Genomic DNA, 12,171 nt, shown 5'->3' on the forward strand with positions numbered 1-12,171 from the left:
AATGGGACCGGCCCGCGTTTATTTTTATGACCTGGCCTCGTGCGCCAGTGCCTGCAGAATTTCCTTTAGCCAGTGGGTTGCATCGCGCTTGCCGCTGCGCTTGTGTGAATAAATTTTCACTTCAAACCTTGGGATCTCAAACGGTAGCGGGAAGATCCTGATATCCGCTGCCGGAAGCAGCTTCGTCGCGGCAAAACGGGGGATCGCCAGCAGCAGGTCGCTTTCCGCCACGATAAACGGTGCGCTAAGCATCGACGGTGTTTTGATGGTGGTCTGGCGGGTATATCCCATCTGTTCCAGCTGTAAATCCAGCACCCCCAGCTTCTCATTCCAGGGCGTCACCACCAGATGCCGGGCGGCGAGATAATCCTCCAGCGTCAGCGCTGTGCGCCGGGTATTGCTGATGACGACGTACTCATCCTCGAACCAGCTGAGCTCATCCAGCTCCGGATGCCGGATATCGTCTGCCGTACTGAATCCAAGCGCCAGATCCACTTCGCCCGCCAGCAATTCGGTTAATGCCGGGCTGTGCGGCAGATAGCGGAGCTCAAAGCGCAGGCCCGGCGCGGCATGCTGCAGCTTTTGCATCAGGGCCGGGAAAATGCAGAACGCGGTAAAATCGGTAATCGCAATATGTAAGCACTCGGTACTGCTGGCAGCTTCAAATTTCGGCTGGGGCGTCAGCTCCTGGTTCAGCAATTTTAGCGCCGCGGCCAGGGTCGGCGCGAGCTGAATCGCATACACGCTGGGGCACATCCGGTGGCCTTCGCGATAAAACAACGGGTCATTGAGGGAGAGCCGTAGTCGCGATAACGCGTGGCTCAACGCCGAGGTGCTCATTGCCAGCTCATCCGCCGCCAGGCGAACCGAACGATGACGATAGATCGCATCAAAAACAGGCAGGAGATTTAAATCAATACGCCGCAGCGCCGGATGCATAATATTCATCATTACGTGATTTCATTGCACTTAATTCTCCTGACAATAACCCTTATGCTTAGCGCCATCAATGTTCACGCCAGACCGCAATGACAGGAAAATTTATGAGCATCAGGATTCGCCAGGCCCGCCCGGAAGACGTCACCACGATTTACGATATGATCTATGAGCTGGCGGTGTATGAAAAAGCCCCGGAGCAGGTCGTTACCACGCCAGATGAGATCCGCGAAACGCTATTTGGCGCAGACAGCAAGACCGAAGCGCTCATCTGCGAAATTGACGGAACATCAGTAGGCTATGCCGTCTTCTTTACCAGCTACTCCACCTGGCTTGGACGCAATGGTATTTATATGGAAGATTTGTATATCTCCCCTGAATATCGCGGCAAAGGGGCAGGCAGGGCGATGCTGAAGCATATCGCGCAATGCGCGGTACAGCGCCAGTGCGGCCGCCTTGAATGGAGCGTGCTGGACTGGAACCAGCCCGCTATCGATTTTTACCTGAGCATCGGCGCATTGCCGCAATCTGAGTGGGTACGCTATCGTCTGGATGGTGAGGCGCTGCTGAAGTTTGCCGAATGACCCTGCGCTAAACAAAGAAAACTCCGCCGAAGCGGAGTTTCGCGGATGGACCGGTTTTGCCTCCGTCAGCAAGGCGCTGGCGTTTGAGGTTTACGGCGCCAGGTAGACCTGCGGGATGGCGATATCCGGGTGCTCGCCGAGGCGCACGTCGGCGCCGTACCAGCGGCCGATCACCGACTGGCGGATAACCTCATGCGGCGTGCCCTGAGCCACTAGTTTGCCCTGATGCAGCAGCAGAATTCGGTCCGCCCAAAGCGCGGCGAGATTGAGATCGTGCAGTACTACGCAGACGTGTAGCAGGCCGCTGCGGGTCAGTCGTTTAAGCAGGCGCAGCAGGTGCTGCTGATAGTACAGATCCAGCGCCGAAGTCGGCTCATCAAGAAACAGCCAGCCCTGAGGGGCGTTTTCATGCCACAGCTGGGCGAGACTGCGTGCCAGCTGCACCCGCTGTTGCTCGCCACCGGAAAGCGACGGGTAGCGCCTGCCAGCCAGATGGTCGCAGCCGGTTTCCACCATCACCTGCTGGATCATCTGCGGGTCCGGGTTTTTCCCCCACGGCGAGCGCCCCATGGCGATCACCGTTTCAACGGGCCAGTCGGCCTGCAGCTGCGTGCGCTGCAGCATCACCGCCCGGCGGCGGGAGAGCGCACCGGGCGACCAGCTTTCCAGCGGACGGCCTTCCACCTGGCGTTGGCCGTCATCCGGGACCAGAAAACCGGTCAGCAGCCGGAGCAGCGTCGATTTCCCGGCGCCGTTCGGGCCAATCAGCGCCGTCACCTCTCCCGTGTGCAGCTGCACCGAGACATCATCGATTACCCGGCGTTGACCCAGTTGCAGAGAGAGCGAGGTGGCGCTGTAAGCGTGATTCAGGTTAGCCATAAGTTGCCCTCTGCTGGCGAAAAATAAGCCACAAAAACCACGGCGCACCGAGCATGCTGGTCAACAGACCGACCGGCATTTCAGCCGGTGCCGCGACGGTGCGGGCGAGGGTATCGGCCAGCAGCAGCAAAATCGCCCCGGCCAGCAGCGACCCCGGCACCAGCCCGCGATGGTCTGGCCCCAGCCACATGCGCATCAGGTGTGGCACCACCAGGCCGATAAAGCCAATCACCCCGCTGATCGCCACCGACGAGGCCACCAGCAGCGCGCTGCACAGCAGCAACAGCCGCTGCAACGCCCGGACGTTGATGCCAAGATAGTGCGCTTCTTCATCGCCAAGCTGGAGCAGATTAAGGCGCGATGCCATCAGCCAGACGAACGCCGACGCGGGGATCATTAAGGTGGCCGCCACCAGCAGCGTCGACCATTCGGCCTGCCCGAGGCTGCCCATCCCCCATAGCGAAAGCTGGCGCAGCTGGGTATCGTTGCTGATCCACGCCAGCACGCCAACCAGCGCGCCGCACAGCGCGTTAATGGCGATGCCGACCAGCAGCAGCCGCGAAAGTGAACCATCCCCGGCTTTGCTGAGGATAAAAATCACCACCATCACCGCCATGCTGCCGATAAATGCCGCCAGCATCGGGGCATACAGCGCCACCAGTACCGGAACCGACAGCGGCAGCACCAGCCAGCAGGCGACCGCCAGCGCCGCGCCGCTGCTGATCCCCAACAGGCCGGGATCCGCCAGCGGGTTGCGGAACAGCCCCTGCATAACACAGCCAGAGAGCGCCAGCGCGGCGCCCACCAGCAGCGCCAGCAGCACCCGTGGCAGACGAATGGTCAGCCAGATATGGCGGAGCATCTCATCGCCGGGCGGCCACAGGCTGGCAATCGGCAACGGCATCGCCCCGAGGGTCGTGGCGAACAACGTCAGGCCGATCAGCAGGAGCACCATTAACCACAGATAGCGGGAGGTGGTGGGGCGCATCAGGGGAGCTGCTCCGCTTTTTGGCGCAGCTGGCTGACGGCTTCAGGCGTGCGTGAGCCAAAGCCGAGCAGGGCCATATCATCAATCACCAGCACCTGCTTGTTGCGACCGGCCGGGGTTTGCGCGAGACCGGGCAGTTTCCACAATCCGGCTTCGCCACCCATGCCTTTGAGGCCATCGGCGGAGATCACCACCAGGTCCGGCAGACTGGCCACCACCCCTTCCTGGGACATGCTGCGATAGTGGTCAAAACCCTGCATCGCGTTTTGCAGCCCGGCCGCCCGAATGGCGCCGTCCGCCGAGGTCTGTTTCCCGGCCACCATGGTGTTCATGCCGCCATGGCTGAGAATAAACAGCACCCGCTTGTTGATGGGCTGCGTCGGTATTCGGGCGATTTGAGCGGCGACCGTCTGGCGTAGCGTATTGCCTTCCGCCTCTTTGCCCAGCGCCTCGGCCACGGCCGCGATTTTGCTATCAATTGCCGCGAGGTCGTTTCCACCGGGAATATTGACCACTTTCACCTGGCTCTCCTGCACCTTTTTCAGCACCAGCGAAGGCTGGGCCTGTGCGCTCGCCAGCACCAGCGTCGGGCGCAAAGAGAGGATCCCTTCGGTATTCAGCTGGCGGATATAACCCACATCCGGGAGCGAATGCGCGGCGGGAGGCCAGGTGCTGGTGCTGTCTTTGGCGACCAACTGCTGTTGCGCCTGCAGGGCATAGACGATCTCCGTTACGTCGCCGCCGAGCGACACGATACGCTCGGTCGCCGCATGGGCCCACAGCGGCAATGCGGCACATAACATCAGCCAGTATTTCATGCGGTTTGTCCCTGCGTCGTCAGGCTGTCAACCTGGCTCCGCCACGTTGCTTGCTCCGGGTGACCTTCGCTGCGTTGTCCGTACAGCTGGGCAATCTGGGTTCCGTCCTGGGCAAACAGCTCCACGCTGGTGACATGGCCATCTGAAGTGGGCTTGCGGGTCACCCACACTTCATCGATGCTGTCTTCGCGCAGGTGCAGGGTAAAGGCGGTGTTGAAGATGTTCAGCCAGCCGCGCATCGGCGTAAGTTTTTCCAGCGCGCCGGTAAAGATCTGCACGCAGCCGCGGTTGCCAACGAAGATCATGATCTCGTTCCCTTCTTCGCGGATGGTCTCCAGCAGACGCGGCAGGGCATCATTATCAATGCGGCAGGCCAGGTCGTCGTTGACCAGGCGGAATGCCTGCTGGCGCGAGAGGTTGTATTTGCGCAGCAGCCCGAAGAACTGATGCACGTCGGTCATGGCGCGCCATTCGTTTTCCAGCGCGGCGCCGTCGGCGGAATCCGCGTAGCGAGGGGCATCGACCGGGCGCAGAGCCAGCGCTTGCGCAGCCGTCTGGCTGTGCCCGGCAACCAGCGCATCCCACGCCGCCATATCGGTCTGCTCGGTGGTGTAGACCTTCAGCAGCGCGTCGCCGTGATGGTCGAAGAACTGGATGCTCTGACGACCGTTGTCGTTCAGGTGGAAGGCGCTGGCCCACTGGCTGAGGAACAGGCGCAGATCGAGCGCGCGCGGGTTGAGAACCAGCCCCGCGTGGCCGTTAAGATGCTGGTGGGTAAACTGGCCAACCTGTTCATGGACCGCATATTCGTTACGGCAGATGCATTTGGTCTCGCCGACGCTTTCCAGCCCGGCAATCAGCACCCGTGCGTCATCCTGCAGGCGCGTGGCGTCGTATCCGACGCGCGCGGCGGTCAGTTCGGCTTCACTGATCGCCATTTCGGCGGCGATATCGCGCGCATATTTGGCGGATGAGTTGGCTTTGGCGGTCTGATAACGCTGCCACAGGTCGTTTTGCGCGTTTTGCATAATTCACATCCTTCTCTACGATGAATATCCCCGGCCTCGTCAGGCCGGGGAGCAGGTTTATTATTATGGCGGCGATTAGAAGTCGACGTTCACGCCCAGTTGCCAGGTTCGGCCCGGCATGACCGCCAGCGCTTTATCGTTGGCATCCTGGTTGGTGGATGTCTCAATATTGCGGCTGCTCAGGTAATCCCAGTATTTACGATCGGTAATGTTGTACACGCCGCCGTTCAGGCGCACGTTCTTCGCCACCTGCCAGTAAGCGGTCCAGTCCAGCATGCCATAGCCCGGTACGCGCATGTATTCGCTGGTGGAATCGGTGATCGCGGTGCCGGTGTTGGTGTAGCTTTCGCGGTTGGTGGCGGTGGCCTGCTTACCTTTCACAAAGGTCGCGGTCAGCGCGGTACCGTAGCGTTTGGCCGGGTCATCCCATGCCACGCCGACAATCGCTTTCATTGGCGCAACGCTATCGATGTCGACATATTTGTCGCCGCTGTAGCTGGATTTCGACTTGCCTTCGTTATAACCGTAGGCGAGGGTCGCGCTCAGGCCGTTAACCTCTTCAAACCAGGTGCCGAAGTTGAACTTCGCGCTGATTTCACCACCGTAGATATAGGCTTTATCACGGTTTTCCGCCTGATAGATGGTGTAGATATTCGACGGTACGTTGCTGAACTTATCCGGGTTGCCGGAGCGCGTATAGCGGCTATAGGCGATGAAGTTTTTATAGCTGTTATAGAACAGCGCGGTGCGCATGGTGATCCCTTCCACCACTTCACCTTTTAAGCCCCATTCGAAGTTATCGCTGGTTTCGGTTTTCAGATCGGTGTTACCGATCAGCGCATATTGCGCCCGGCCGGCATAGCTGGAGCCAAGGTTCCACGAGCCGTACAGCTGGCTGGCATTCGGGAATTCAGCGCCGCGCTTATACTGCAGATAGGTCATGGCGCGCGGCGTAATGTCGTACTGGAAGGTTAAGGACGGCAAGACCTGGGTGTCGGAGTTTTTGCCGTACAGGGTGGCAACCGAGTCTTCGGTCAACACGCTACTGTTAGTGGTCAGCGAGCTGAGGTTCTCAGGCTTGGTGGATTGATGCACCACGCGCACGCCCGGGATCACCGCAAAGTTGTGGCTATCCAGATCGAAGTTGATCTTGTCCTGCACGAAACCGCCCAGCGTGTAGCCGCGGCTGTCCGCTTCCGGCTGCATGATCGCGGTGTAGACGCTCGGTACCGGTGACTGGCTAAACGGACGCTGAGTTTTGGTGGTGCTGGCGTTCAGGCCGGCGCTCAGGTCGTGACGACCGATCGACTTAGCCAGCGCGGTCTGGAAGCCCCAGGTGTCGGTATCGTAGTTGGAGTTGACCGTTTCCATCGCCAGGGAGGTGCTGTCCGGCATGTAGGTCCAGTCGTGGGCTTCAGTGTGCTGGTAATAGACTTTGGTCGACATGCTGTCGATGTAGTCATTCATCGGCGTCCAGTCGTCTTTCAGGCTGATGCCCCAGCGACGAGTCTGGCTGGTCTGGTTAGACGTGCCGATAACGCTGTTACCGCTGGAATCCCACGCGTCGTAATGGGTATGGTTGGTTTTGTGGTAGTAATCGAAGGTGCTGGTCAGCTTATGTTCGTCGTTCGGCTGCCAGATCCCGGAGGCCATAAACGCATCGGAGTGCCAGTTTGCCGGGTACGCATCAACCGTCCCGCTGTTATTTTCCGTTTCCTGGCCATCGCGGCGGCTGTAGACGAAAATGCCGCGCAGGGTTTCATCGCCGCCCGCTACCGTCACGCCGTTATGCCAGCTGCGATCCGCCGAGTCATAGCCGCTGCGGTAACCAAACGCGCTGGTTTTTCCCGGATGCAGATAGTCATCCGCCGATTTCGGCTGAAACGAGACATTCCCGCCGATCGAGGTATTCACGGTTTCAGTCGAGGTCGCGCCGGACTGAATATCGATGCTGCCGTACATGTACGGGTCGATATAATCGCGGCCGATGCCGAAGGTATTCAGGCCCGCGCGGCTGACGTAGCTGCGCCCGGTGGCGTCCGGCTGGGCGATGCCGTCGACGTCAATGCCGACGCGGTTACTTTCCAGCCCGCGAATGTTATACCCGGTGTAGCCGCCGCGGTCGAAGCCGCTTTTGCCGTTGCCCGAGCCGCCGCTGGCGCCGGTTGCGCCAATCAGCGGTTCATATCGCATGATGGAGCCAAAGTCTTTGGCCCCTTTATCCTGCAGTTCCTGGGCGCTAACCGAATGTTCGCTGCCCGGCTTGAGCACCGGCGCAGGTGCCGTGACCGTCATCTGCTCCGTCGTATCGGACGAAGCATCGTTGATCGAAGTTTGGGTGGTGGTATCAGCCGCCCCGGCGGTGGTCTGATACATTGCTGCGAGCAAAGAAGTCACCAGCAGGCTTTTTTTAAACCAGACAGGTGATTGAGTGGATTTATACATAGTAGCCACGCCTTGATAATTATTAGTATCGGCTCACGCGTTACTTCCAGATTTGCAGGTTAGTCCCGTTGTTTCCCTGGCGGACCGTATTCTCCATGCTTATTGATTGCGAATGGTAATAATAGGCATTATCATTTGCAACAAGATCTTCAATTATTCCTCATTTATTCTGCAACCTGTTTACAATTTACCCTTTCAGACACCGTGAGATCACCATGAGCCATAAAGCCAACATCACCATCAACTACTGCTCGCAATGTAACTGGATGCTGCGCGCCAGCTGGATGGCGCAGGAGCTGCTGCATACTTTCAGCACCGATATCGCCTCGGTGAAGCTGGTTCCCGGAACCGGAGGGATCTTCACGATCCACGTGGACGAGGTACAAATCTGGGAGCGCAAACAGGATCAGGGCTTCCCGGATGCCGCCGAGCTGAAGCGCCGGGTTCGCGATGTCTGCTTCCCGGAAAAAGCGCTGGGGCACGTGGATAAACCGGCCGACCCGGCGTAAGAGGCAGGGGAAAAACGGCTGCGGCCCGGACGTTAAAGGTGTATTATTTTTGCATCTTTATTGAGGGGAAAGGCCATGGCAGGAAAACGCATCGACCGTGAGAAACAGACCATTCGTTGCATGATTGCGCTCTACCAGCGCCGCTGCCCGGATGCGCAGGGCGATGCGGAGCACTATCAGGCGCTGAACGCCTATGCGGATAAGCGGCTGGATAAGTGCGTGTTTGGCGAGGAGAAACCGGCCTGCAAGCAGTGCCCGGTGCACTGCTACCAGCCGCAAAAACGCGAAGAGATGAAGCAGATCATGCGTTGGGCCGGGCCGCGCATGCTCTGGCGGCACCCGATGCTGACCCTTCGCCATCTGATTGATGATAAACGCCCGGTGCCGGAGCTACCGGAGAAATACCGCCCGAAAAAGTCGCGGTGATTTCCCCGGAGGCGATGCTGCGCATCTGTCCGGGCTACTGGCAGGTGCGATGGAGACGCAACGCGCCGCCTCCGGGAAGCGTACTCTGACTGCTAACCACCACTCACGGTCGCCTGGGTCCGACTATCGCGAACCGACGTACCGACAAAGGTAATCACGAACAGCGCGCTGAACAGCACCACGATTGTCGGCGCCGGTGCGCTATCCAGATAAAACGACAGCCAGACGCCGGCGAAGCTGCAGCTAACGGCAATGCCCACCGCCAGCAGCAGCGCGCTGACAAACCGTCGGGTCAGCAGCAGCGCAATGGCGCCGGGGGCAATCAGCAGCGAGATCGACAGAATAATCCCTACCGCCTTGAGCGTCGCCACGATGGTCAGCGCAATCATGCACAGCAGCCCGTAGTGCAGCAGCCCGCAGCGCAAGCCGCTGGCTTTGGCCTGATGCGGGTCGAAGGCATGCAATACAAAATCACGCCATTTTAACCCGACGATCAGCGTAATCATTAAGGCAATCACCGACGTTTGCCCAATATCACTCGCGGAAATCCCCAGCATATCGCCAAACAGAATGTGGTCGAGATGGACCTCCGACTGGATCGAAACGTACAGCACCAGCCCGGCGCCAAACATCCCGGAAAAGACAATGCCCATAATGGTATCGCGCTTGATGCGGCTGTTATCGTCGAGATAGCCGGTGGCCACGGCGCAGAACAGGCCGGCGACAAAAGCGCCGATGGCGAACGGAATACCGATAATGTAGGCCACCACCACGCCGGGGAAGACCGCGTGGCTCATGGCGTCTCCCATTAACGCCCAGCCCTTCAGCACCAGAAATACCGACAGCAGCGCGCACGGGACGGCGACAATCGTCGCCACCAGGATGGCGTTAACCATAAACGAAAACTGGAAGGGTTCGAGGAGGGTTGTTATCAGCATGAAGACCTCCGGGCGCGGCGACGGTTAGCCAGCAGACCGTGTTTAGGCGCCATCACAAAGGTGATTAAAAAGATCAGCGTCTGGGCCACCACGATAATGCCGCCGGTGGCGCCGTCGAGATAGTAGCTTAGCCAGGCGCCGAAAAAGCTGGTCAGGCTGCCAATGGCCACGGCAATTGCCAGCAGGCGCGGAAAGCGGTCGGTCAGCAGCCAGGCGGTGGCGCCGGGGGTGACCACCAGGCAAATTACCAGGAAGGCGCCCACGGTTTGCAGGGCCGCCACGGTACAGGCTGCCAGCAGGGTAAAGAACAGCAGCTTCAGCCCGGTGGTGTTGAGGCCAATGGAGCGGGCATGACTTTCATCGAAAAAGGTCACCATCAGATCTTTCCATTTCAGCAGCAGTATCACCATTGAAATCGATCCGATGGCCGCCAGCTGAATAATATCCTCCGGTGCAATCGCCAGAATATTTCCGAGAATAATGGTCTGGATATTCACCGAGGTCGGATTGAGGGAGACCATAAACAGCCCGATGCCGAAGAACGAGGAGAATATCAGGCCGATAATGGCGTCTTCTTTCAGCTTCGACCGTTGGTTGAGAAACAGCATGCTGCCCGCCGCCAGCCCGCCGGAGAGAAACGCGCCGACGGCAAAGGGCAGACCCAGCATATACGCCCCGGCGACGCCGGGCACGATGGAGTGGGAGAGGGCATCGCCAATCAGCGACCAGCCTTTCAGCATCAGGTAGCAGGAGAGAAAAGCGCAGACGCCGCCCACCAGTGCCGATACCCACATCGCATTCAGCATGTATTGATAGCCAAACGGCTCAAGCAGCCAGTTCACTCTTCACCGCCCGTCGCCCGGCGGCTGATAAACGGACGTTCATCGTCAGTAATGACCTGGGTTTCACCGCCGCTGAGCACCACGTGGCGCAGGACGCCGCTGAACGCGCGCTCGAGGTTTCCGGCGGTGAAGGTGGTTTCCGTCGGCCCGCTGGCCAGCACGGTACCTTTGACCATCACCGTATAATCGCAAAACTCGCTGACCGACCCGAGATTATGGGTGGAGACCAGCATGGTGCAGCCTTCATCGCGCAGTTCGCGCAGCAGGGCGATGATCCGCGCTTCGGTCTGGACATCAACGCCGGTGAACGGTTCGTCGAGCAGAATCACCTGGCCTTGCTGAGCAATCGCACGGGCAAGAAACACCCGCTTTTTCTGCCCGCCGGAAAGCTCGCCGATTTGCCGATGGCGGTACTCGCTCATGCCGACCCGCGCCAGCGCCGCATCGACGCGCTGGTGATCCTCGGCCTTGGCCCGCCGCAGCCAACCCATGTGTCCGTAGCGGCCCATCATCACCACATCTTCCACCAGCACCGGGAAGGACCAGTCCACATCCTCAGACTGCGGTACATAGGCCACCAGGTTCTGGCGCAGGGCGCGATTGACCGGCTGACCAAGAATGGCAATCTCGCCGTGGGACAGGCGAACAAAACCCATCAGCGCTTTAAACAGCGTTGATTTCCCCGAGCCATTGACCCCGACCAGCGCGGCAATTGAACCGCGCGGGACGCTGAACGTCGCATCGCGCAGCGCCGTGTGGCCATTGCGATAGGTGACGCTGACCTGGTTGACCGCAAGGCCGGCGATGTCTGTACTCATTGCTGTTTCCTCAGGCCGTCGTTGATGCCCTGGACGATGGTTTGCGTGGTGACGCGCAGCAGGTCCAGATAGGTCGGAACCGGGCCGTCGGCGGCGCTCAACGAGTCCACATAGAGCACGCCGCCGTAGTGGGCGCCGGCTTCTCTGGCCACCTGACGCGCGGGTTTGTCAGAGATGGTGCTTTCGCTGAAGATAGTCGGGATATGCTCTTTTTTCATGGTGTCGATGGTTTTACGCACCTGCTGCGGCGTGCCCTGCTGGTCGGCATTGATCGGCCACAGATAGCGCTCCTTCAGCCCGTTATCGCGGGCCAGATAGGAGAAGGCGCCTTCGCTGGTCACCAGCCAGCGCTTATCTTCCGGCAGCCGGGCCAGTTCCGCTTTCAGCGGCGCCATGGTCTGGCGGATTTTCTCTTTATAGGCCTCGGCGTTCTGGCGATAGGTATCGGCATGCGCGGGGTCGTACTTCACCAGCGCGTCGCGAATGTTATCGACGTAGATCAGCGCATTATCCATCGACATCCACGCGTGGGGATTGGGCTTACCGTTATAGGGGCCATCGCTGATCCCCATCGGCTGAATGCCGTTGCTGACCACCACTTCCGGCACCCCTTTCAGATGCTGATAGAAGCGGGCGAACCACAGTTCCAGATTAAGGCCGTTGGTGAGGATCAGTTGCGCCCCCTGAGCGCGCTTAATGTCACCTGGAGTGGGCTGATATTCGTGGATCTCGGCGCCCGGTTTGGTGATCGAATTGACCTGGGCTGCATCGCCGGCGACGTTTTGCGCCATATCGGCAATCACCGTAAAGGTGGTGATCACGGTGAATTTTTCGTTCGCCTGAGCCGGGGCGATGGTCATGACGGCCAGCAGCGTGGTAAAGAGCAGATGTTTCAGCGACGGCAAATGCAGCATAAGATCCCTCATTGCGATGTGGTTAATTAATCATCTTTTATAGCCA

13 protein-coding genes are annotated in these 12,171 nt (G+C 59.4%); 3 read left to right on the top strand and 10 right to left on the bottom strand.

The window, feature by feature from the left end:
- Positions 1-24: 24 nt before the first annotated feature.
- Positions 25-951 (bottom strand): LysR family transcriptional regulator, encoded by a 927-nt coding sequence (locus HF679_RS23780; protein ID WP_187042433.1) that lies wholly within the window; start codon positions 949-951, stop codon positions 25-27.
- Positions 952-1,043: 92 nt separating this feature from the next.
- On the opposite strand from HF679_RS23780, the gene HF679_RS23785 reads away from it, so the two are divergent.
- Complete coding sequence (locus tag HF679_RS23785) at positions 1,044-1,520, top strand: GNAT family N-acetyltransferase (protein WP_123756746.1); 477 nt, start codon at positions 1,044-1,046, stop codon at positions 1,518-1,520.
- 90 nt (positions 1,521-1,610) lie between these two features.
- On the opposite strand, the gene HF679_RS23790 is transcribed toward HF679_RS23785, so the two are convergent.
- The 5 genes from HF679_RS23790 to HF679_RS23810 form a co-directional block, all read right to left on the bottom strand.
- On the bottom strand, positions 1,611-2,390 hold the full coding sequence (locus HF679_RS23790) for a heme ABC transporter ATP-binding protein (RefSeq protein ID WP_187043084.1): 780 nt from the start codon (positions 2,388-2,390) through the stop codon (positions 1,611-1,613).
- Between the two features lies 1 nt (position 2,391).
- Entirely contained in the window at positions 2,392-3,387 is a 996-nt protein-coding gene (locus tag HF679_RS23795; protein WP_123756748.1) for a FecCD family ABC transporter permease, read from the bottom strand.
- Positions 3,387-4,205 (bottom strand): hemin ABC transporter substrate-binding protein, encoded by an 819-nt coding sequence (locus HF679_RS23800; RefSeq protein ID WP_187042434.1) that lies wholly within the window; start codon positions 4,203-4,205, stop codon positions 3,387-3,389. The genes HF679_RS23795 and HF679_RS23800 overlap by 1 nt, the downstream gene beginning before the upstream one ends.
- Entirely contained in the window at positions 4,202-5,233 is a 1,032-nt protein-coding gene (locus HF679_RS23805) for a hemin-degrading factor (protein WP_123756750.1), read from the bottom strand. The genes HF679_RS23800 and HF679_RS23805 overlap by 4 nt, the downstream gene beginning before the upstream one ends.
- Positions 5,234-5,308: 75 nt before the next feature.
- Positions 5,309-7,678, bottom strand: coding sequence for a TonB-dependent receptor domain-containing protein (locus HF679_RS23810; protein ID WP_123756751.1), 2,370 nt, complete (start codon positions 7,676-7,678; stop codon positions 5,309-5,311).
- A 215-nt stretch (positions 7,679-7,893) separates the two neighbouring features.
- Between HF679_RS23810 and HF679_RS23815 the strand changes: the two genes are divergently transcribed.
- Positions 7,894-8,187, top strand: a complete 294-nt coding sequence (locus HF679_RS23815; RefSeq protein ID WP_123756752.1) for a SelT/SelW/SelH family protein — start codon at positions 7,894-7,896, stop codon at positions 8,185-8,187.
- Positions 8,188-8,262: 75 nt separating this feature from the next.
- Entirely contained in the window at positions 8,263-8,613 is a 351-nt protein-coding gene (locus HF679_RS23820; RefSeq protein WP_154143975.1) for a nitrous oxide-stimulated promoter family protein, read from the top strand.
- A 92-nt stretch (positions 8,614-8,705) separates the two neighbouring features.
- Here the strand turns inward: HF679_RS23820 and HF679_RS23825 are convergent, their stop codons facing one another.
- Genes HF679_RS23825 through HF679_RS23840 form a run of 4 tightly spaced genes read right to left on the bottom strand, consistent with a single transcriptional unit; the run spans position 8,706 to position 12,125 of the window.
- The gene (locus tag HF679_RS23825) at positions 8,706-9,551 is read right to left on the bottom strand and encodes a metal ABC transporter permease (protein WP_187042435.1); all 846 of its coding nucleotides are present in this window, start codon (positions 9,549-9,551) and stop codon (positions 8,706-8,708) included.
- Positions 9,545-10,393 carry an iron/manganese ABC transporter permease subunit SitC gene (sitC, locus tag HF679_RS23830; RefSeq protein WP_123756754.1) on the bottom strand — a complete coding sequence of 283 codons (849 nt, stop codon included), beginning with the start codon at positions 10,391-10,393 and terminating at the stop codon, positions 9,545-9,547. The genes HF679_RS23825 and sitC overlap by 7 nt, the downstream gene beginning before the upstream one ends.
- The gene (locus HF679_RS23835; RefSeq protein ID WP_154143974.1) at positions 10,390-11,211 is read right to left on the bottom strand and encodes a manganese/iron ABC transporter ATP-binding protein; all 822 of its coding nucleotides are present in this window, start codon (positions 11,209-11,211) and stop codon (positions 10,390-10,392) included. Before HF679_RS23835 ends, sitC begins: the two co-directional genes overlap by 4 nt.
- Complete coding sequence (locus HF679_RS23840; RefSeq protein ID WP_123756756.1) at positions 11,208-12,125, bottom strand: metal ABC transporter substrate-binding protein; 918 nt, start codon at positions 12,123-12,125, stop codon at positions 11,208-11,210. The genes HF679_RS23835 and HF679_RS23840 overlap by 4 nt, the downstream gene beginning before the upstream one ends.
- Between the last annotated feature and the right edge of the window lie 46 nt (positions 12,126-12,171).

This window comes from Enterobacter sp. JUb54 (assembly GCF_014298075.1).
GTDB classification, from domain to species: Bacteria; Pseudomonadota; Gammaproteobacteria; order Enterobacterales; family Enterobacteriaceae; genus Klebsiella; species Klebsiella lignicola.